At 63.0% G+C, this 22,831-nt stretch carries 6 protein-coding genes and 3 pseudogenes; 1 reads left to right on the top strand and 8 read right to left on the bottom strand.

The window, feature by feature from the left end:
• Positions 1–12,570 (bottom strand): annotated as a pseudogene (locus WGT02_RS39335) (amino acid adenylation domain-containing protein); the annotation flags it as partial.
• 168 nt (positions 12,571–12,738) lie between these two features.
• A pseudogene (locus WGT02_RS39330) lies at positions 12,739–13,953 on the bottom strand (condensation domain-containing protein); the annotation flags it as partial.
• Between the two features lie 462 nt (positions 13,954–14,415).
• On the opposite strand from WGT02_RS39330, the gene WGT02_RS39325 reads away from it, so the two are divergent.
• Positions 14,416–15,210, top strand: coding sequence for an IS5 family transposase (locus WGT02_RS39325; protein WP_208245172.1), 795 nt, complete (start codon positions 14,416–14,418; stop codon positions 15,208–15,210).
• Positions 15,211–15,715: 505 nt separating this feature from the next.
• Here the strand turns inward: WGT02_RS39325 and WGT02_RS39320 are convergent.
• The 6 genes and pseudogenes from WGT02_RS39320 to WGT02_RS39295 all read right to left on the bottom strand — a co-directional run bounded on the left by WGT02_RS39320 (position 15,716) and on the right by WGT02_RS39295 (position 22,560).
• Positions 15,716–16,060, bottom strand: coding sequence for a hypothetical protein (locus WGT02_RS39320; RefSeq protein ID WP_208244972.1), 345 nt, complete (start codon positions 16,058–16,060; stop codon positions 15,716–15,718).
• Positions 16,060–16,895, bottom strand: a pseudogene (locus tag WGT02_RS39315) (IS5 family transposase); the annotation flags it as partial. The gene WGT02_RS39320 and the pseudogene WGT02_RS39315, both read right to left, overlap by 1 nt.
• A gap of 56 nt (positions 16,896–16,951) precedes the next feature.
• Positions 16,952–17,377: a hypothetical protein gene (locus tag WGT02_RS39310; RefSeq protein WP_208244974.1), complete on the bottom strand. Its 426-nt coding sequence runs from the start codon at positions 17,375–17,377 to the stop codon at positions 16,952–16,954.
• Positions 17,374–17,925 carry a recombinase family protein gene (locus WGT02_RS39305; protein ID WP_208244976.1) on the bottom strand — a complete coding sequence of 184 codons (552 nt, stop codon included), beginning with the start codon at positions 17,923–17,925 and terminating at the stop codon, positions 17,374–17,376. The genes WGT02_RS39310 and WGT02_RS39305 overlap by 4 nt, the downstream gene beginning before the upstream one ends.
• A gap of 141 nt (positions 17,926–18,066) precedes the next feature.
• The gene (locus WGT02_RS39300; protein WP_208244978.1) at positions 18,067–19,635 is read right to left on the bottom strand and encodes a hypothetical protein; all 1,569 of its coding nucleotides are present in this window, start codon (positions 19,633–19,635) and stop codon (positions 18,067–18,069) included.
• Positions 19,636–19,650: 15 nt separating this feature from the next.
• Positions 19,651–22,560: a Tn3 family transposase gene (locus WGT02_RS39295; protein WP_208244980.1), complete on the bottom strand. Its 2,910-nt coding sequence runs from the start codon at positions 22,558–22,560 to the stop codon at positions 19,651–19,653.
• Between the last annotated feature and the right edge of the window lie 271 nt (positions 22,561–22,831).

Here is a 22,831-nt window from a genome sequence, read left to right as displayed (position 1 = left end):
AGGGTGTTGATGAACAGGCCCAGCGCGCGGTCGGCCCCGGCACCGGCATGCATGCGGCCGAACAGCACCGTGCCGAACACCACCTGCTGACGGCCGCTGCTCAGCGCCACCACCTGACCCCAGGCCAGATGGCAAAGGCTCGCCAGGCTCACCCCCAGCCGCCGCGCCTGGGCCCGCAGCCGATCGTTGAGCGCCTGCGGCAGCATCCGATGCGCCTCGCCGATCCCGCTGCCGTCACCATGCACTTGGCTTAGCCCGAACGGCAGCGTCGGCTCGTCGATGTCGGCCAGCATCGCCCGGAAGAACGCTTCATGCGCCTTGGCATCGACACCCAGCCGCGCCTGCGCCACCAGGTTGCGGAACGGCTGCGGTGCTGCAAGCTCATGCCCGCGTCCTTCCAGCACGGCCCGCACCTCGGCATGCATGACCTCCAGCGTCGTGTGATCGCCGATCAGATGGTGCAGCAGCTGCAGCAGCAGCCAGCGCCCGCTGCCCGGCTCGCGCGCGATGACAATCCGCAACAACGGCGCCCGGCCAAGGTCGATGCGGTGCCTGGCGCGGATCGAACCGCCGCTTCAGCTGCTCGGAACCGGGACCGCCATCCGTCATCCAGCTCGACCTCGAGCACATCCAGGACCGCCTTGCGCCACACCACCTGGGCCGGGCTCGACAGACCCTCCCAGACAAAGGCCGTGCGCAGGATGTCGTGCCGATCCACCACCTGCTTGGACCGCGCCAAGATAGCGCTCCAACAGGCCACGATCGGCAAAGGCCATCTGCGACACCAGCAGATAGGGATCGCCCCGCCCGGCCAGAAGATGATGGAACAGGATGCCGTCCTGCAGCGGCGACAGGCCATAAATGTCCTGGATGTTGCCGACGCCGCCGGGAACCGTGGCGACGATCCGGTCGATCTCCGGCTGGGCCAGCTCGATCAGCGGCAGCATCCGCGGCGTGATCACCGTGCTCTGCTCGCCGATCAGGTTGGCCGGCACCGCCACCTCGCGATGGCTGCCAAGGCTTACGGCCAGATCGCAAAGCACCGGCCTGGCGAACAGGGTGCGCACCTCGACCCCGAGCGACAGCCGCCGCAACCGGCTCAACAGCTGCACGGCCAGCAATGAATGACCGCCGAGTTCGAAGAAGTGGTCGTGGCGGCCGACCCGCTCGAGGCCGAGCAGCTCTTGCCAGATCCCGGCCAGCAGCGTCTCGACCTCGCCCTGCGGCGCTTCATAGGCGGTGCGCGCATAGGCATCGTCGTCGGGGGCCGGCAGCGCCTGGCGGTCGAGCTTGCCGTTCGGTGTCAGCGGCAGCCCATCCAGCCGCACGAAGGCCGACGGCACCATGTAGTCGGGCAGCAGGCTACCCAGATGGGCGCGCAAGGAGGCAGCAAGCTGCGCGCCATCGGCCTCGTCCGATCCGTGCGCCGGCTTCGCCACCACATAGGCGACGAGCCGCTGGTCGCCGGTGCGATCGGCGCGCGCCACCACCACCGCATCGCCGACAAGCTCGTGCTCGCAAAGCCGGGCGGCGATCTCGCCCGGCTCGATGCGGAAGCCGCGGATCTTTACCTGATCGTCGTTGCGGCCCAAAAACTCCAGATTGCCGTCCGGCAGATAACGCCCAAGGTCGCCGCTCCGGTACAGACGGTCGCCCTCCACAAACGGGCTGGCGATGAACCGCTCGGCCGAAAGCTCCGGCCGGTTGAGGTAGCCGCGCGCAACACCCGCCCCGCCGATATAAAGCTCGCCCACCGCCCCGAACGGCACCGGCTGACCATGAGCGTCCAGAAGGTAGATCGACGCGTGTTGGCGAATCGGTCGGCCCAGCGGCACCCGTTGCCGGCTATCGAACTCAGCAGGCACCGGATAGCAGAGACTGAAGGTGGTATTCTCTGTCGGGCCATAGCCATTTGAGACCCGCAGCGTCGGATGTCGCTTCTGGCATGCCCGTATGGAAGCCGCGGAGACCTCTTCGCCCCCGACCAGCAGTTGCTGTAGCCGATCAGTACTCCGCTCCTCCCGCACATAGACGTCGAAGCAATCGGGCAGTCATCCAGGCGATAGTGACGCCTTGGTCTTGGATGATCTGGGCCAGCGTTGCGGTCGAAAGGCTGACGCTCAGGATAGAGCACAATGCTGGCGCCGTTCGCCAAGGCTCCCCAGACCTCGAACGTGGTCGCGTCGAATGTGGGCGAGGATGCGTTGAGACAGACGTCCCGCGTGGGAGATCTCTACGAAATCGTTCGCCCGCCACAAGACTGCACCACTCCGTGATGCTCGACCATGACGCCCTTTGGGGTTCCGGTTGAGCCTGAGGTGTAGATGATGTAGGCGAGATGGCGGGGGCTCAGGCCAAGGGCGCGCGGGTCGGGGTCGTCAGCGCCCTGGCCGGCCCATGGACGCGCGCCGTCCGAGAGGTCGACCACGCTCACATCGGCCAGCGCCTCGGGGCCGAGTGCGGCGCGTCCGGCCGTATCGGCCAGCAGCAGCTTGGGGGCGGCATCGGCGAGCACCTGGTTGAGCCGTGGGCCTGGATAGGCCGGATCGAGCGGCACATAGGCGCCGCCCGCCTTCAGGATCGCCAGCAGCCCCACCACCATCGCCGGGCTGCGCTCGACGCAGATCGCCACCCGGTCGTCCGGACGCACGCCCAGTCCGATCAGATGATGGGCCAGCCGGTTGGCCCGGGCATTGAGTTCGCCATAGCTCAGCGCCTCGCCCTCATGCACCACCGCCACCGCCTCGGGTGTGCGGCGCACCTGTTGCTCGAACAGCTCGTGGATGCAAAGATCCGACGGATAGTCCGCGTCCGTCCGGTTCAGCTCCTCCAGCAGATAGGTGCGCTCGTCGGACGGAAGAATGTCGAGCGCGCGCACCGGCCTGTCGGGAGCCTGCTCCAATGCCTCCGACAGCGCTTCGAGCGCCTGCTGCATGTAGCCGCAGACCCGATCCGCAGAGATCGGCTCCACCACCTGCGCGGTGAGGCCGAGCGCCTCGCCAGAATCCTCCACCGACAGGGTCAGCGGATAGTTGGTGCGCTCCTGCCCGCCCAGCCATTCCACGCCGGACAGACCATCGTCCGTTCCGGAGCCGGCCATGGCCGCCGGCGTGTTGTGGCGGTAGTTCAGCAGCGCGCTGAACAGCGGCGCCGGCGCCGCAACGCCGCTGCAGCGTTGCGCCAAGGCCAGCGAGGCATGCTCATGCGCCAGCAGCTCGGAAAGCCGCGCATGCGTGGTGCGCACGCTCGCCTCGGCCCCGGTGCCGTCGAGGTCAAGCCGCACAGGCAGGGTGTTGATGAACAGGCCCAGCGCCCGGTCGGCCCCGGCACCGGCATGCATGCGGCCGAACAGCACCGTGCCGAACACCACCTGCTGACGGCCGCTGCTCAGCGCCACCACCTGACCCCAGGCCAGATGGCAGAGGCTCGCCAGGCTCACCCCCAGCCGCCGCGCCTGGGCCCGCAGCCGATCGTTGAGCGCCTGCGGCAGCATCCGATGCGCCTCGCCGATCCCGCTGCCGTCACCATGCACTTGGCTTAGCCCGAACGGCAGCGTCGGCTCGTCGATGTCGGCCAGCATCGCCCGGAAGAACGCTTCATGCGCCTTGGCATCGACACCCAGCCGCGCCTGCGCCACCAGATTGCGGAACGGCTGCGGTGCTGCAAGCTCATGCCCGCGTCCTTCCAGCACGGCCCGCACCTCGGCATGCATGACCTCCAGCGTCGTGTGATCGCCGATCAGATGGTGCAGCAGCTGCAGCAGCAGCCAGCGCCCGCTGCCCGGCTCGCGCGCGATCACAAACCGCAACAGCGGCGCCCGGCCAAGGTCGATGCGCTGCCGGCGTGGATCAAACCGCCGCTTCAGCTGCTCGGCGCCGGGACCGCCATCCGTCATCCAGCTCGACCTCGAGCACATCCAAGGCCGCCTTGCGCCACACCACCTGGGCCGGGCTCGACAGACCCTCCCAGACAAAGGCCGTGCGCAGGATGTCGTGCCGATCCACCACCTCTTGGACCGCGCCAAGATAGCGCTCCAACAGGCCACGATCGGCAAACGCCATCTGCGACACCAGCAGATAGGGATCGCCCCGCCCGGCCAGAAGATGATGGAACAGGATGCCGTCCTGCAGCGGCGACAGGCCATAGATATCCTGGATGTTGGCGACGCCGCCCGGCACCGTGGCGACGATCCGGTCGATCTCCGGCTGGGCCAGCTCGATCAGCGGCAGCATCCGCGGCGTGATCACCGTGCTCTGCTCGCCGATCAGGTTGGCCGGCACCGCCACCTCGCGATGGCTGCCAAGGCTTACGGCCAGATCGCAAAGCACCGGCCGGGCGAACAGGGTGCGCACCTCCACCCCCAGCGACAGCCGCCGCAGCCGCTCCATCAGCTGCACCGCCAGGAGCGAGTGGCCGCCGAGCTCGAAGAAGTGGTCGTTGCGTCCGACCCGCTCGACACCGAGCAGCTCTTGCCAGATCCCGGCCAGCAGCCGTCTCGACCTCGCCCTGCGGCGCTTCATAGGCGGTGCGCGCATAGGCATCGTCGTCGGGGGCCGGCAGCGCCTGGCGGTCGAGCTTGCCGTTCGGTGTCAGCGGCAGCCCATCCAGCCGCACGAAGGCCGACGGCACCATGTAGTCGGGCAGCAGGCTACCCAGATGGGCGCGCAAGGAGGCAGCAAGCTGCGCGCCATCGGCCTCGTCCGATCCGTGCGCCGGCTTCGCCACCACATAGGCGACGAGCCGCTGGTCGCCGGTGCGATCGGCGCGCGCCACCACCACCGCATCGCCGACAAGCTCGTGCTCGCAAAGCCGGGCGGCGATCTCGCCCGGCTCGATGCGGAAGCCGCGGATCTTTACCTGATCGTCGTTGCGGCCCAAAAACTCCAGATTGCCGTCCGGCAGATAACGCCCAAGGTCGCCGCTCCGGTACAGACGGTCGCCCTCCACAAACGGGCTGGCGATGAACCGCTCGGCCGAAAGCTCCGGCCGGTTGAGGTAGCCGCGCGCAACACCCGCCCCGCCGATATAAAGCTCGCCCACCGCCCCGAACGGCACCGGCTGACCATGAGCGTCCAGAAGGTAGATCCGCGTGTTGGCGATCGGACGGCCGATCGTGGCAACGACGGTGTCTCACCTGGGCAAGCATCCAGGTCGAGCACGACGTTGTCTTCCGTAGGGCCATATAGGTTACAGATCTTCAGAGCGCGGCTGTGCTCGAAGGATTCGCTCGATCAGAGCTGCGCTCAGCAGCTTCGCCCGCCAAATTGATGGCGCTTGCCAGCGTCGGGGACTGCTTGCTTGTCGAGCAGAGCGGCGATCGCGAGGGGACTGTATTGATCAGCGGACGTCCAAAGGCGTTTGCGCCAGTGCCAGCGCATTGCGACAGAGCTAGAATGCGTGCCGCCCTGTGACAGGGAGCGCAAGCACTCATATGACGGACTAGATCAAAGCTGCTCGAAGTGGAGAACTGAGCATGCGGCTGGTCTGCGCTTGCGCGCAGACGTCCGCTACTGCCAACGCAGCAGATTGACCACTCGCGCTGATGCTCGACCATGACGCCCTTTGGGGTTCCGGTGGAGCCTGAGGTGTAGATGACATAGGCGAGATGGCGCGGGCTCAGGCCAAGGGCGCGCGGGTCCGGGTTCGAGGCCGGCAGTTCGGCCCAGGCCGGGGTGGCCGTCTCCAGATCGACCACCGTCAGATCGACAAGCGCCTCGGGGCCGAGTGCGGCGCGTCCGGCCGTATCGGCCAGCAGCAGCTTGGGGGCGGCATCGGCGAGCACCTGGTTGAGCCGTGGGCCTGGATAGGCCGGATCGAGCGGCACATAGGCGCCGCCCGCCTTCAGGATCGCCAGCAGCCCCACCACCATCGCCGGGCTGCGCTCGACGCAGATCGCCACCCGGTCGTCCGGACGCACGCCCAGTCCGATCAGATGATGGGCCAGCCGGTTGGCCCGGGCATTGAGTTCGCCATAGCTCAGCGCCTCGCCCTCATGCACCACCGCCACCGCCTCGGGTGTGCGGCGCACCTGTTGCTCGAACAGCTCGTGGATGCAAAGATCCGACGGATAGTCCGCGTCCGTCCGGTTCAGCTCCTCCAGCAGATAGGTGCGCTCGTCGGACGGCAGGATGTCGATGCGCGCGCGACCGGCCTGCCCGGCATCCGGCAACCAATCGCCTCGCGACAGCGCTTCGAGCGCCAGATGCATGTCACGCTGCCGCTCGATCCGTCAGCGTTCGGCTCGAACAGCGCCGTGGCATGAGTGCCGAGCGATCCGGCGACCTGAATCCGCCATCTTCGCCAGGGTCGAGCTCCAGATCGAGCTTGACCTGATCGAGCCCCTCCCCGCGCAGCCATTCCACGCCGGACAGACCTCGCCGGTCAGGATCCGGCAATGGCCCGACGGCGTGTTGTTGCTGCCAGGCCAGCATCGCGCTGGAACAACGGCGCCGTGATCAAGACGCCGCGGCGGCTGCAGCGATCTGCGACCACCTGCTCGAGCGGCAGGTCCTGATGCTCCTGGGCGGCCAGCTGCTCGTGCAAGCCGCGCATCCGTGGTCCAGAACGCTCCGACACGCTCGGCGCCGGCGCCGACGAGGTCCAGCCGCAGCAGCCAGGGTGTTGACGAAGAAGCCGATCGACTCTGTCGGCCCCGGCACCGGCATGCGATGCGGCCGAACAGCACCGTGCCGAACACCAGGCGCCTGCCTGACGGCCGCTGCTCAGCGCCACCACCTGACCGCCAGGCCAGCATGGCAACGGCGTCGCCAGGCTGCACCGCCCAGCCGCCGCGCCTGGGCCCGCAGCCGCATCGTTGAGCGCCTGCGGCAGCATCCGATGCGCCTCGCCGATCGCCGCTGGGCCGTCACGCATGCACTTGGCTTAGCCCGCAACGGCAGCGTCGGCTCGTCGATGTCGGCCAGCAGGGTGTCGCGCCGAAGAAGCGCTGGGTCATGCGCCGTTGGCATCGACAGCCCAGCCGCGCCTGCGGCCACCGGATTGGCGGAAGCGGCTGCGGTCGTCCTGCCAGCCTCGACGCCCGGTCAAGCGACGGCCCGCACCTCGGCATGCCATCGACTCCAGCGTCGTGTGATCGCCGATCAGATGGTGCAGCAGCTGCAGCAGGCAGCCAGCGCCCGCTGCCGGCTCGCGCGCGATGACAATCCGCAACACGGCGCCCGGCGCAAGGTCGATGCGGTCCCGGCGCGGATCGAACCGCCGCTTCAGCTGCTCGGAACCGGGACCTCCATCCTCACAGCTCGACCTCGCGCACATCCAGGCCGCCTTGCGCCACACCACCTGGGCCGGGCTCGACAGACCCTCCCAGACAAAGGCCGTGCGCAGGATGTCGTGCCGATCCACCACCTCTGAACCGCGGCAAGCTAGCGCTCCGAGCACAAGCCACGGTCGGCAAAGCGCCATCTGCGAGCACCAGCAGATAGGGATCGCCCCGGCTGGCCAGCAGATGATGGAACAGGATGCCGTCCTGCAGCGGCGACAGGCCATAGATATCCTGGATGTTGGCGACGCCGCCCGGCGAGCCGTGGCGACGATCCGGTCGATCTCCGGCTGGGCCAGCTCGATCAGCGGCAGCATCCGCGGCGTGATCACCGTGCTCTGCTCGCCGATCAGGTTGGCCGGCACCGCCACCTCGCGATGGCTGCCAAGGCTTACGGCCAGATCGCAAAGCACCGGCCGGGCGAACAGGGTGCGCACCTCCACCCCCAGCGACAGCCGCCGCAACCGGCTCAACAGCTGCACGGCCAGCAATGAATGACCGCCGAGTTCGAAGAAGTGGTCGTGGCGGCCGACCCGCTCGAGGCCGAGCAGCTCTTGCCAGATCCCGGCCAGCAGCGTCTCGACCTCGCCCTGCGGCGCTTCATAGGCGGTGCGCGCATAGGCATCGTCGTCGGGGGCCGGCAGCGCCTGGCGGTCGAGCTTGCCGTTCGGTGTCAGCGGCAGCCCATCCAGCCGCACGAAGGCCGACGGCACCATGTAGTCGGGCAGCAGGCTACCCAGATGGGCGCGCAAGGAGGCAGCAAGCTGCGCGCCATCGGCCTCGTCCGATCCGTGCGCCGGCTTCGCCACCACATAGGCGACGAGCCGCTGGTCGCCGGTGCGATCGGCGCGCGCCACCACCACCGCATCGCCGACAAGCTCGTGCTCGCAAAGCCGGGCGGCGATCTCGCCCGGCTCGATGCGGAAGCCGCGGATCTTTACCTGATCGTCGTTGCGGCCCAAAAACTCCAGATTGCCGTCCGGCAGATAACGCCCAAGGTCGCCGCTCCGGTACAGACGGTCGCCCTCCACAAACGGGCTGGCGATGAACCGCTCGGCCGAAAGCTCCGGCCGGTTGAGGTAGCCGCGCGCAACACCCGCCCCGCCGATATAAAGCTCGCCCACCGCCCCGAACGGCACCGGCTGACCATGAGCGTCCAGAAGGTAGATCCGCGTGTTGGCGATCGGACGGCCGATCGTTTCAACGACGGTGTCTCCCCTGGGCATGCAAATCCAGGTCGAGTACGTCGTTGTCTCGGAAGGGGCGTATAGGTTACAGATCTTCTCGACGCGGCTGTGCTCGAAGATTCTCTCGATCAGAGCTGCGCTCAGCGCTTCGCCCGCCAAATTGATGGCGCTTGCCGCGGCGGGGACTGCTTGCTTGTCGAGCAGAGCGGCGATCGCAGAGGGGACTGTATTGATCAGCGAGACGTCCAAAGGCGTTTGCGCCAGTGCCAGCGCATTGTCGACGAGATAGAGCGTGCCGCCCTGTGACAGGGTAGCGAAGCACTCATAGACGGACAGATCAAAGCTGATCGAAGTGGAGAACAGCATGCGGCTGGTCTGCGCTTGCGCGTAGACGCCGCTACTCCAACGCAGCAGGTTCATGGTGCTTTGATGCTCGACCATGACGCCCTTTGGGGTTCCGGTGGAGCCTGAGGTGTAGATGACATAGGCGAGATGGCGCGGGCTCAGGCCAAGGGCGCGCGGCTCCGGGTTCGAGGCCGGCAGTTCGGCCCAGGCCGGGGTGGCCGTCTCCAGATCGACCACCGTCAGATCGACAAGCGCCTCGGGGCCGAGTGCGGCGCGTCCGGCCGTATCGGCCAGCAGCAGCTTGGGGGCGGCATCGGCGAGCACCTGGTTGAGCCGTGGGCCTGGATAGGCCGGATCGAGCGGCACATAGGCGCCGCCCGCCTTCAGGATCGCCAGCAGCCCCACCACCATCGCCGGGCTGCGCTCGACGCAGATCGCCACCCGGTCGTCCGGACGCACGCCCAGTCCGATCAGATGATGGGCCAGCCGGTTGGCCCGGGCATTGAGTTCGCCATAGCTCAGCGCCTCGCCCTCATGCACCACCGCCACCGCCTCGGGTGTGCGGCGCACCTGTTGCTCGAACAGCTCGTGGATGCAAAGATCCGACGGATAGTCCGCGTCCGTCCGGTTCAGCTCCTCCAGCAGATAGGTGCGCTCGTCGGACGGCAGGATGTCGATGCGGCCGACCGGCTGCCCGGCATCGGCAACCATCGCCCGCAACAATGCCACCAGATATTCACGCTGCCGCTCGATCGTCGCTTCGTCGAACAGCGCCGTGGCATAGTGCAGCGATCCGGCGATCTGATCGCCATCTTCGCCAAGGTCGAGCTCCAGATCGAACTTGACCTGATCGAGCCCCTCCCCGGCAGCCTCCACGCACAGCCCCGGCAGATCCAATGACCCGACGGTGTTGTTCTGCCAGGCCAGCATCACCTGGAACAACGGCGTGTGATCAAGATGCCGCGGCGGCTGCACGATCTCGACCACCTGCTCGAACGGCAGGTCCTGATGCTCCTGGGCGGCCAGTGCCGTGCGCCGCGTCCGTTCCAGAAGCTCCGACACGCTCGGCGCGCCCGACAGGTCCAGCCGCAGCGCCAGGGTGTTGACGAAGAAGCCGATCAACTCTTCGATCTCGCGCCGGCCTCGATTGGCGCTCGGCACGCCGATCACAAGGTCGTCCTGCCCCGACAGGCGCGACAGCACCGCCGCCCAGGCCGCCAGCACCGTCATGAACAACGTCGTGCCATGCTGCCGGCTCAGCCGCTTCAGACCCCGCGTCAGATCCGCATCGATGACGATCGGAACCGTCGCCCCGGCAAACGACTGCTGGGCCGGCCGCGGCCGGTCCGTCGGCAAGGCAAGACGGGCCGCAGCGCCAGACAGGGTGTCGCGCCAATACTGCGCCTGGGTCTGCAGCCGTTCCCCCGACAGCCACTGCCGTTGCCAGGCGGCATAATCCGGATATTGGATCGCAAGCGGCGGCAAAGGATCGTCCTGTCCAGCCTCGAACGCCCGGTAAAGCTGACTGAGTTCACGCACCAGCACGCCCATCGACCAGCCGTCGGAGACGATGTGATGCTGGGTCAGCAGGAAGACATGGTCGTCATCCGACATCCGGATCAGACGCCCGCGCATCAGCGGCCCGCGCGACAGATCGAACGGCGTGTGCGCCTCTTCACGGCACAGATCCGAAAGCGCCGCCTTAGCGTCAGCCCGGCCGGATAGATCGTGCTCGACCAGTGGCAGCCCGGCATCGGCCGGCAGCACCTCTACCCGGGGCTGGCCCTCCGGGGCGACAAAGACACTGCGCAGCGCCTCGTGACGAGCAAACAAGCGGTCGAGGCTGAGCTGCCAGGCGACGCGGTCGAGCGCCCCCCGCAGCCGCAAGGCCAGCGGCATGTGATAGTTGGTGCTGCCCTCGTCGAGCTGTGCCAGGAACCACAGCCGCTGCTGCGCGAACGACAGTGCAAGCGGCTCGTCGCGCGACACGGCAACAATCGCCGGCAGGTCTTTGCGATCGGCGCGGTTCAACACCTCGACGATGCTTGCCGCCAGATCGGCAAGCACCGGCCTGGCGAACAGCGTGGCCAGCGGCAGCCCGACACCGACGGCTTGCGGCAACCGGCTCAACAGCTGCACGGCCAGCAATGAATGACCGCCGAGTTCGAAGAAGTGGTCGTGGCGGCCGACCCGCTCGAGGCCGAGCAGCTCTTGCCAGATCCCGGCCAGCAGCGTCTCGACCTCGCCCTGCGGCGCTTCATAGGCGGTGCGCGCATAGGCATCGTCGTCGGGGGCCGGCAGCGCCTGGCGGTCGAGCTTGCCGTTCGGTGTCAGCGGCAGCCCATCCAGCCGCACGAAGGCCGACGGCACCATGTAGTCGGGCAGCAGGCTACCCAGATGGGCGCGCAAGGAGGCAGCAAGCTGCGCGCAATCGGCCTCGTCCGATCCGTGCGCCGGCTTCGCCACCACATAGGCGACGAGCCGCTGGTCGCCGGTGCGGTCGGCGCGCGCCACCACCACCGCATCGCCGACAAGCTCGTGCTCGCAAAGCCGGGCGGCGATCTCGCCCGGCTCGATGCGGAAGCCGCGGATCTTTACCTGATCGTCGTTGCGGCCCAAAAACTCCAGATTGCCGTCCGGCAGATAACGCCCAAGGTCGCCGCTCCGGTACAGACGGTCGCCCTCCACAAACGGGCTGGCGATGAACCGCTCCGCCGAAAGCTCCGGCCGGTTGAGGTAGCCGCGCGCAACACCCGCCCCGCCGATATAAAGCTCGCCCACCGCCCCGAACGGCACCGGCTGACCATGAGCGTCCAGAAGGTAGATCCGCGTGTTGGCGATCGGACGGCCGATGGGAGGCACTTGCGGCCAGCATGATGGATCAGCCGCGAGGCGGTGCGCCGTGACTACGTGGGTTTCTGTAGGCCCATACTGATTTATCAACCTCGCCCTCGGATGAGTCTCGAAGAACGACCTGAGCTCGGGGGTGGCTCGCAATTGCTCACCCGCTGTATAAATTTCTCTCAAAGAGGGCAGCAGCGCTCCCCGAGCGCACCAGGCTTCCGCAAAATGTTTCAAGGCCACGAATGGGAGGAAAAGCCGCTCGATCCCTTCTCTGCACACAAAGTCCAGCAACTCGGAAAAGTCGGCACGGGTCTCTTCCGGCACGAGCGCCAGTAGCCCGCCGTCCCTCCAGCAACTAAACAATTCCTGGAACGAGACGTCGAAGTTCAAAGTCGTGAATTGAAGTGTACGTAGCGCACCAAACTCCGGCGAGGACCAAAGCAAATTCATAAGCGAGCCGTGGGGCATTTCGACGCCCTTTGGGGTTCCGGTTGAGCCTGAGGTGTAGATGACATAGGCGAGATGGCGGGGGGTGAGCCCCAGCGCGCGCGGGTCGGGGTCGTCAGCGCCCTGGCCGGCCCATGGACGCGCGCCGTCCGAGAGGTCGACCACGCTCACATCGGCCAGCGCCTCGGGGCCGAGTGCGGCGCGTCCGGCCGCATCGCAAAGCAGCAGCTTGGGGGCGGCATCGGCGAGCACCTGGTTGAGCCGTGGGCCTGGATAGGCCGGATCGAGCGGCACATAGGCGCCGCCCGCCTTCAGGATCGCCAGCAGCCCCACCACCATCGCCGGGCTGCGCTCGACGCAGATCGCCACCCGGTCGTCCGGACGCACGCCCAGTCCGATCAGATGATGCGCCAGCCGGTTGGCCCGGGCATTGAGTTCGCCATAGCTCAGCGCCTCGCCCTCATGCACCAATGCCACCGCCTCGGGTGTGCGGCGCACCTGTTGCTCGAACAGCTCGTGGATGCAAAGATCCGACGGATAGTGCTTCGACGTCTCGTTCCATGTCTCCAGAACAAGCTTCCGCTCTTCAGGCGGCAACAGGTCGATCCGGGCGATCGGAATGTCGGGATCCGCTCCCAGAACGTGCACGAGGCGGCTCAACCTATGTTGGTGATACTCCAGTTCGTCCAACGAAGCTGAAGAATTTCCGAAAACATCAATCGCGAGTTCCGATTCTCCAGCTCGGTAAAAAACGAATGAGATATCGTTGGCTGGCCCCAGTGCGAGCTTTCGTACAGCGAAAGACGCATTATCGAATCCCCCATCGCAGTCGAACAACATGACATTGACAATCGGTGCCGATGTCACCGATGCTCGCCGATCCTCACCGAAACCCCTGCCAATAAATTCACCGCGATACCTTTGATGCTTGAGCAAAGAAGTAATGCGCTTCGAGGTTTGCTGAATAAGGCTTCGGAAACTCTGTTCACGTCGGACGCGCAATCTCAGCGGCAACAGGTTGGATGTCATTCCAACCGTTTGTGCGTGCTTTGTAGCTCCTATACGCCCCTTGACCGGAAAACCGAGTACCAGCTCGTTGACGCCCGTGAAGCGATGCACATAGGCAGCCACGACTGCAACTAATAGCTCAGCGGCCTTCCGGTCACCACCTTTCCCAGTAAAAAGCGGTCCCAAATCCCTCAACGAAACGCATCCACCGCACCGCACAGCTTCTGGGGTAGTTGCAATGGTCTGCCGCGCCAGACCAACAGGAGAAAAGTAATTGGCGACGCGCCTTTTCCAAAATTTCTGGTCATCCAGGAACTCTTTAGACGTTAGATATGCGACATCGTTTTCCAGCAATGATAATTGTGAGTTTGGCACCCAATTGCTTTTGAATTCGCCTCGACCAAGTTCGGTGTATACGTTCGCTACTCGTCCGGCGATGAGAGACATACTTAGACCATCCACAATAATGTGGTGGTACATTTGAAACCAAAAGCAGCGATCTTGTGCAACTCGAAAAAAGACAAAGCCAAAGAGAGGCCCTTGGTTCAGATCCATAGGACACGTCAATTGCACCTGCATATGAGCAAGCGCTGCTGCTTCTGGATCTGGCTCAGCGCGGAGATCGAGAACCCGAAGCGACCAATTGGTCGCCAGCTCAAAGATCTGTCGAGGCTCACCATTCCGATCTGCAATTCGGACATGCAGCGCATCGCATTCAGAAACCACATGATGCAATGCGGTCTCAAGCCGACCAGCATCAACTGGACCAAAAATATCAAGGTATTCACCGATCACATACTGGGGACTATGCGGATCCAGCTGTTGAGCGATCCAGATCTCCATCTGCGCAGCCGACAGTGGAAAGTCGATGTCGCGAGTTGGCCTTTCACTTGTCCCCACCTTCGATGCGTCAATAGCCGCGCTAGCGTCATCTCGATGCATATCAGCCTTTTCTCCTAAGCGGCAGCTCGCAGGTCGCGAACACACGAGTTTAGTTGTTGGGTATTTGCGTCCTGGACGGTGTTATGGATTTGATCGTGAGGTGGTCGTGCGTTCGGCAGGTGCGATTGGCCAACGTATAGGGTCAAAATAAACTACTTTAGAATGCAAGAGACTCTCGTTCCGATAATCAGGCGATATGGTCCGCCGCAATATCCAGTAAGAGTGAAAACATTCTCGTGCAGGAGATCGTGAACAGCTAGTGCTCGCTCGTATTTCGCCTGCGTTCCTCCAAAACGGGACATGTCTAATCTTCTTGCTGGACGACAGTGGAACTGCCTGTTCTCGTGCCCAGTGCTGCTGCCAATGGTCGCCGCGGAGCTGACCAAGCGCTACCCGTCCGATCTGACGGACGAGGAGTGGGAACAGATCGCTCCGCTGATGCCCAAGCCTAGGCGTCGCGGCCGTCCGCGCGAGGTTGATTTCCGTGAGGTGATCAACGCGGTGCGCTACCTTGTGCGCTCGGGTTGCGGCTGGCGGATGCTGCCGATCCATTTCGGCGCCTGGCAGACGGTCTACGGCTGGTTTCGCGAGTTGGCGCGGCGCTTTCTGTTCCAGACCATCCACGACGTGGCGCTGATGCTGGATCGCGAGCGAGCCGGGCGCAAGGCCAGTCCCACGGCGGGCGTGATCGACAGCCAGTCGGTCAAGGCTCCGCAAGCGGAAACAAGAGGGTACGACGCCGGCAAGAAGATTGTCAGCCGCAAGCGACACATTGCCGTCGATACGGGTGGGCGGCTGTTGATGGTCAACCTGACGCCGGCCGATATCTCCGACAGCGCCGGCGCTCAGGCGATCCTGGATGGTATCCGCAAGCGCTGGCCCCCGGTGAAGCATCTGTTCGCCGACGGCGCCTACGACCGGCTGAAGCTCATGGATAAGGCCGCCTATCTGGACTTCGTGGTCGAGATCATCCGCAGATCCGACGATCAGAAGGGCTTCGAAGTCTTGCCCCGCCGCTGGGTTGTCGAGCGCACCTTCGGCTGGATGACAAGATGGCGCCGCCTCGTGCGCGACTACGAGAAGCGCATCGACGTCTCTCACGCCATGATCCTCGTCGCTATGGGCGGCAATCTTATCCGCAGAAACGCCCATCCCTGAATTTCAAAACGGACTCTAAGCATCGGTCTCCCCAAAGGTAGTGAGCCGCTATGTTATTGCACCGGAGCGGAAACGCGCATGGCAGCCAAACCGTGCAACTTACATGCCAGATTAGGCACCTGTTGCTTTGCGCCACTTCTTCATTCTTGCAGGCCGATCTGGAGCTCTTTTGTCGGGCTTTCGACATTCTTGTCTGGTTGACGACCACCTCCCAAAGGGCTTTGAAGCCGGAAGCGAGTTTAATAGGTTCACCCTCCGCTTCGATGCTGGAAACAGAGGGTGGCATGCATGTGGTCGGTCTCGACGTGGAGGAACGGATGCCGACGGACGTCGCGTACGTGTTTGGAACTCGCTATCCGTGTAGCCCATCTTGGCCAGCGCTCACATACCGGCGCGCAAAAGGCCGGACATATGAGCGCAAGCGATCCGATCAACTATCTCAGCCAAACCTTGCAAGCAGGGGCCAATGGTATGGACCCCGCCCTCTAGCAGGCCGTTGAAGAAGTCATTCGCGTTCGCAGACGAAGCCTGAATCGTCTCCGTTGTGGACGTAGAAGTGCCCGACAAGGCGTCCGGCGGAGCCGAGAGCAGCCCATCCGCGACCACAGGCCGGGTCGCTCTCGTCTTGTCCCTCCCATGAGAACTCCGCACAGGCTGATCCGTCGCGTGCGCCGTAACGGACATCGAGGAAGCCCTTGAGCGCGCCGAAGGCGATTTCGCCGTCCGCCGCGCCCTGGAATGTTAGATGCGCCTCTTCGACGAGATCGAGGACGTCGTTGTCACAGTTGTCCATCTCGACGATGCGCCAACGACCGGCGAAGGCCTTGGCGAAGGCAGAAACCCTGGCCATCAGCCTATCTCCGTCATGAGCTTCGGCAGCCGCACCAGATTGTAGGCGGCGGCCGCGAAGGTGAAGGCCCATCCGACGCGGTCGCGGCCACGAAACTTCGTCTTGTCCTGCCCCGCGACGGTCTTGATCCAGCCGAACGCATCCTCGATGCGCTTGCGGATGCGCAAGCTGATCCCATAGCCGGAATGGCGCGTCGTGCGCCCATCAATCGCCGAGCGGCGACCATTGACGTTCTGCGCCACATGGGCGTCACCCTCATCGACCGCAAATCTTGGACGAAGTCCTTTGTGTCATAGGCCTTGTCGGCACCCAGCGTGACTGCTTGTGGCCGGTCGCAGAACTGTTTGATCATGTGAAGAGCCGCGACCCGTTCGGCGTATCCGCTGGCCTCTGTCAGATAGGCGTCGACCAGCAGGCCATGGCGGTTTTCCATCAGCCCATGACCCATGAAGCACAACTTGGCCTCCTTGCCTTTTCCCTTCCTATAAAGCTTCGCCTCCGGATCGGTCGTTGACGCATGGGTCTCATTGGAACGCTTTTCGCCATGGAAGTCTGCTTCCGCATTTCGGCCGCCACCGTCCCGTGGTGGTTCACCCGAGTCGCCCGTCGGCTTGAAACTCTTCACCGATGCCCAGGCTTCAATCAACGTGCCATCGACAGAGAAGTGGTCCGTTGATAGCAGCCGCTTTACCTTGGGCTGAGAAAGGATTGCACCCAGGAACTTCGCCGCGATGTCACCTTTCAGCAAGCGGTCGCGGTTCTTCGAAAACACCGAATGGTCCCAAGCTGGATCATCAATGCCGATTTCGACGAACCAGCGGAATAGAAGGTCGTATGCCCTGTCGGCTCGAAGCTGGGATTTTGGCCAAGTTGAAGAACGTTTCATGAACGTCAGGGTTTGGCCTGTGCTTTGAGCAACATGGCAACATTGTCGGCGGTGAACTTGAAGCCGCGGTGATCGGGGATACGCTCGACGGAGATGGGATATTTAGGTCTTCGTGGATCAATGCCGGTGATCCGGAAACGCTCGCCACCAGCGATAAACTCGCGTTCGAAGTCAGCAGCCTCCAGACCGTACTGTTCGGCCAGCAGGGCGAACATCTCCTTATCCAGATTGAGTGGCTTGCCGTCTGGGGCGGGAATACTGATGCGGAATGCTGGTTCGAACGAAAAGCCAGGCTCCTGGCCGCGCCACCCGGCGCTTTCGATAACCAGTCCGTGATCTGCGGTGATCTTTCTGCAAGCCTCAAGCATGCGGGCCTGGATTTGCTCGCAGGTGGCGGATGTCAAGCGGGTGATGCGGTTGGCCTTGCTCATTCGGAAGTACCTTTACGCACCTGATAGACCGTGCCGCGCGATATGCCGAGATCGCGGGCGATCTTGCTGGGGCCCTGGCCCTGTTGCAGCCGAAGCAGGATTTCTGCGCGGTCAATCTTCGGTGGGCGGCCTTTGTAGATGCCACGTTTCCTGGCAGCGGCGATACCCTCAACCTGCCGCTCGCGCCGCAGGTTAGTTTCGAATTCCGCGAAGACGCCGAGCATGTCGAAGAACGCCTTCCCGGCAGCTGTGGAGGTATCGACGGGCTGCTCAGTGGCTACCAGATGCGCGCCCTTGGCCTTGAGGCGGTCGACTACCACCTGAAGATCTCGCAACGATCTGGCCAGCCGGTCGATGCGGGTGATGACAAGGGTTTCGCCGGCATGGATGAAGTCAAGAATGGTCATCAGCTGCGGCCGGCCTTCGAGCGAGGCACCACTTTTCTGCTCCTCGCGGATGACCTCGCAGCCGGCGTTCCTGAGCGCCGCGATTTGCGCGGCAAGGTTCTGGTCTGTTGTGGATGTACGGGCATATCCGATACGAGCCATGTCCTATACCATGCAAACTGTTCAATTTGGGTGTGCCATCGTGTCGATTTGTTCATTATCTCACTTTGGACCCAAAATAAACAGGAAACCACGGTCTCGACCTGTTCATTGATAGTGTTCACGACGGTATACTCAAAATATTCACCACAGAGATCCGCCACCTGCGTCCAGTGTGGTCACAACGATATCTTCCACGAGCGGGATGTCCTGTAGAGGATGCTTGTGCATAAGCGCGAAGGCAGCGGCCGCCAGTGCTTTTGACAGCCGCTCCTTCTTAGCCGATTTGAGAATGATCGCGGTTTGCAGAAATCGCCTTGCCCAGATGTCTCGCCGGCCTTCGAGAAAGGCCCAGATCCTTTTTTCAACAGTCCGCACCGACCGAGATCCTTGGATGATGCCGCGTGTTTCTCCTGTGTCTTCAAACCAGCTGTCGGTGAACGGGACGAGCGCATCCAGTGCGGGCTCATTGCGGAGCATCCGATCCAGTTGTGCCGCTGTCGCATTCTGGATTTCCTTTTGCGGATCGACGTGATCCAGCAAAGCCTGCAGATCCCTTTCCTGGGGCCGCAATTGGCTCAAGCTGCAAGCCTCCATGACGTCAATGAAACCTGGCGCTGGTGGATGGCCGTTTTCTATCCCATCCGCCAGAGCCGCCTCCAGCAGAAGCTCGGCAGTCATTCGATCTATTCGGACGCTGTTTGCTTCCTGGCGGGCATAGGAGATGATGTTGGTTGCTTCGCGCTTTGAGCGGCAGCGAATGACAAAGGCATCTTTGATGCCGTACCCGGTTTTTAGCAGGATCATCGCGACAAATGTCTGGGCTTGCAGTCTTCCGACAATCGTTAGGCCTTGCGCCCCAACACCGTCAGCGGTGGTCGCCATGATGTCGCTGACTATCGGCTCCGTCCTGTTGTTATGGGGATCTGCGGCGAGACCTTGTCGCAGAGCCAGCTTGCCAATGTCATCGATAACTGCCCGGGCGGAGCTCGCTGGCAACCAGCCGCGAATGATCGGCAGATAGGATAAAGTTTCAGGCTCCAGCTTCCCGCGCATGAGCCTTTCTCGTAGGCCGGCGGCCACGGCCTCTCGCGTCAATGATGCGCCGGACACCAGCCAATAGAGCGCACAGCGCTCCAGAAAGGGATTGTCGAGGCTCAACAGATGATGGACAAACGCGGCCTTGGCATCCTCCGGCATTCCTGCCGACATCTCATCCAGGCCACTGAAGAACTCATACGCACCGCCGCCTTCAGCTTCAACGTCCGCCGCTAAAGCGGCAAGCGCGCCATCAAGATCCGGCATCGGGATCTCGTCGGCGGGATTTTCGCCAACCGGGTCGAGCATCAGTATGTCTGGCACGGGCAGACCGGCACGCCGATACAAGCCAGCAATTTTCAAACGGTGAAGTGGCTCGCCAGTACCGGTAGCAATGCGAGCCTTGATCGCCTTCTCCGCATTTTCCAGGAAAACCTTTCCATATGGGCTGTCATTCTCGACGCCCATTCGGGCCTCATCCAGCAGCAATCCGAACAAGGTTGCCGAATCCGGATGACCTTCCATGGACTGCATAACCTCCGCAACGATGGCGTCGCAGGCCATGTCATCGGCCAGGAGATCATGCTTTGCTCTTTCGAAACAAAACTGGAACTGCGCCGACGACAGCCCATGTTGGTAGAGAACATTCAGGCATGTTTCAGCAATTCTAACCATTAGCGCCTCCAAAAATTATGCAGCCCGGCGTTCGAAATCGATCCGCCGTTCGAGGTCGAGATCGAAACGGCCATAAGGGTTGACGTGACTGTAGATCAGCGGCGTGAGACCACGATAGTCTTCCGGCGTCATCCGATCAGCCCATTTCTGCTCCACCAGGACGGTCTGCAGCATGCGGGTGTTCACATAGACCAGTGACGCCTGCAGCAGGTGCAAAGCCAGAGCGGAAATCTCCTGCTCATCGATCCGGTTCGTGGCGATCTCGCCGCCCTTGCCGAAAAACACGAAGCCATTAGCGCTGTTCCAGTTTTCGACGACATTCAGCCCTTCATGGATTTCCTGGCGGAAGGCTTCCTGTCGAAGGTAACGGCATAGAAAGATCGTCTTGACCGCGCGGCCGAGTTCGCTCAGCGCCTTGTAGGTCGGGTGCATCACTTCGGCACGGGCGAAACGACGCAGGACCGCCTCCGGGTCCGCCGTTCTCGTCTGCATGGCGGCGGTGTATTTGACCATCTCGTCATATTGCTGCTCGATTTCGTCCCAGTTGATTGCGCCAGAAAGGATCGGCAAGAGATTCGGCAGCCTTGCGCGCATTCCCGCCTCCGGGATCGCCAGCTTCTGGCGGGCAATGGCTTTCAGGCGCGGGGCGAGCTCAAAGCCGAGCAGCCGACAAAACGCGAAGCCGACCGCGCTTTGACCGTGGCTGTCGACATATTGGCGCTGGATTTCCATATCGGTGCAATGACGCAGCACACCTTCGATCATGGAGGCGACCTCCGAGGAAGAGCACCGCTTGAGCTGGGAATAAACGCAAGTTGCGCGTTTCTCGACATGCCAATAGATCATGACACCACGCCCGCCGTAACGGGCATGCCATTCCGTCATGAGATTGCGATCCCACGCGCCGAACTTCGTGGAATCGGACGCGCATGCGGCGCCGGCGTCTCCCCAAACGGCGGCATTGCGGATGGCCAGGGTCGCGTTTGCAACCCGTGCGCATGCCTCCCTCAGCGCCGGCGCATGGATGAAGCGGCGGTGAACATGCAGCAGCTCGTCGTAGCTGACATCAGGTGTCGCGCCGGCGACCCGCTTGAGCCCGGCATTCGTGCCGAGACCATAAAGGCACAACAGAAGCCGCCGATCCAGCGCCTCGCGCGACAGGGCTACTCTCGACGCCGATGTTTCGAAGGCCTCCAGCAGACAGGTATCGAGTGCGGCTTCTTTCAACACGTCGAGCAATCCTGTCATCGGCCAGCGCTGACCGATCTCGCCCTTGATCGCTTCAAGTCCCTTCGGCTCCGGTAGAGGCTTGAACGGTGTGATCGATATGCGTGTTTCGCCGCGCCACAGCAGCCGGACCTTGTCGTTTCGTGGGATCGTTTCGTTCAGAAGTAGCAATTCATACTCAAGCTCCTGACGGATGCCAGCCGTGAACGCTCGCGCGTCCGGGGTCAGGTTCAGGCCTGTGTAATAGGCGTCACGGCGGATTTCGAAGTCTTTGGGTAGATCGTCATCCGGGTTCCGGTAGCGGTCCGCGCCGACAACCCAGATCTCCTTGGAACGGATGCGGTCACGCAACTGGGTGAGGACGCAAAGCTCGTAGCTGATCCGGTTCACACGGCCATCGTCATCGATGACGGAACTGCGCCACCTGGCAGGAATAACCTCGTCAATCGGCACATCCTCCATCGGCACAAAACGGCAGCCATCATCCACCTTGCTCCTGATCCAATCCAGCGCCACTAGCACCGGACGCCACACGGTGTTGTTTGACGGGAATTCCAGAACCGAAAGCAGGCTGGGCAGCATACGCCGGTAATGATTGGCCCAGGATGAGCGCATCACCTTATATATGCGCCGGTCGAGAGCCCCTTTTGCCTGGCTCTCCTTGACGATCGCCTCCAGCTTGTCCTTGCCGACGATCGGGAAAATGACATCGCAGACGCGCCCTGCGGGCTCGTCGATCGAAGCGCTGGCAATCTCGACCAGCAACCGTTCCTTGCCATAGACCCGCTCGATATCCTTGGCGATATCGCCGACCACCTTGCGTTTCGAACGCGTCCCGATCTTGTGGACCGTCTCGATCAGCAGGTCGACCATGGCGTCCGTGAGTTGCGCTTCCCGCGACAAGAGATAAATCGCATAGAGGCCGATTTGTCTGGCCGGCGCGTGCCGCCGCATCTCCCAGGCCTTTTCGCCGGCGACACGGCGGACAATCTGTTCCACCCATGCCTTGCCGGTCGTCGACAAGATATCCCGTGGCAGATCAAGCTTCTGAATGAAGGCAAGTTTCGCCGTCATGCTGAGGATGTTGTCGAGCGACGCCTGGCCAACATCACCCCTCATCGTGTTGAAGCCGGTCTGGCCGTCTGCCTCGGCAATAGAAGCATCCAGCAATGCGAGCGTGCTTGATGAAAGGCGAGCGCTCACCCCGGTCAACCAGTCATCGAGATAGTGTTGCCGTTGCGAACGCACCAGGCGTTCCAGTTCCTTGTGCGACGGGCCGTATATACTACGGTCCCGGCACCAAAGAAAAACCTGCTCGAGCATGGCGCCAACCGATCGCCCGGTCGGACACAGTTCGCCAGCGATCCACAATGTCAGCTCTTCCCGATCGGGCCGTTTCAGGCGCCGAAAGCCGAGATACTGCAAAATCTCGGCACAATGCCGGCGCGCAGTCCGGCCGGAGAAATCATACTGGTTCACGGCGTCACATTCGACGTCAAGCTGCTCAGCCAGCCAGCAAACGCTGTCGGTCGGGATCGAGGCAGGGTCCTGTACAAAAAAGCCGTGTGCGGCGAAGAACTTAAGCTGAACCGCCAATCCCAGTCGCGCCGGGGCCGGCTTGCCGTTCACAAAATCCATGTCGGAAAAGCTCAGGCTCCAGCGCCCGATAAAATCCTCATTCGAAATACTCAAACCCATCAGCCTACTCCATAATTCGGAGCAGACTGTCATTCCCCGCAAATCACTCGTCAATTAGCGAGACAATGTTCCCACAACGTTCTTCAACTTGGCCAAAATCCCAGCTTCGAGCCGACAGGGCCGTTTTGGAGGTGTTGCTGTGAAGAGCAGCCTCAAATTTCCCACGGCAACAAAACAGCCGCAAAATGAAGGTTGAAAACTCCCATTCCGAAAAGATGTTGGCTCTCAAGCCATCGTGCTAAGTAGATCATCCGGCAGCTCGACAGGCACT

The sequence above is a fragment of the Rhizobium sp. T1470 genome, from assembly GCF_042140505.1.
GTDB lineage: Bacteria > Pseudomonadota > Alphaproteobacteria > Rhizobiales > Rhizobiaceae > Rhizobium > Rhizobium favelukesii.
This window is presented reverse-complemented; position numbering and strand designations above follow the sequence as displayed.

What these genes read in the sequence shown, in the direction of transcription:
- WGT02_RS39325 (WP_208245172.1), top strand. Translation starts at nt 14,416, where the DNA reads ATGGTCGCCGCGGAGCTGACCAAGCGCTACCCGTCCGATCTGACGGAC.
- WGT02_RS39320 (WP_208244972.1), bottom strand. Translation starts at nt 16,060, where the DNA reads ATGGCCAGGGTTTCTGCCTTCGCCAAGGCCTTCGCCGGTCGTTGGCGC.
- WGT02_RS39295 (WP_208244980.1), bottom strand. Translation starts at nt 22,560, where the DNA reads ATGGGTTTGAGTATTTCGAATGAGGATTTTATCGGGCGCTGGAGCCTG.
- WGT02_RS39305 (WP_208244976.1), bottom strand. Translation starts at nt 17,925, where the DNA reads ATGGCTCGTATCGGATATGCCCGTACATCCACAACAGACCAGAACCTT.
- WGT02_RS39300 (WP_208244978.1), bottom strand. Translation starts at nt 19,635, where the DNA reads ATGGTTAGAATTGCTGAAACATGCCTGAATGTTCTCTACCAACATGGG.
- WGT02_RS39310 (WP_208244974.1), bottom strand. Translation starts at nt 17,377, where the DNA reads ATGAGCAAGGCCAACCGCATCACCCGCTTGACATCCGCCACCTGCGAG.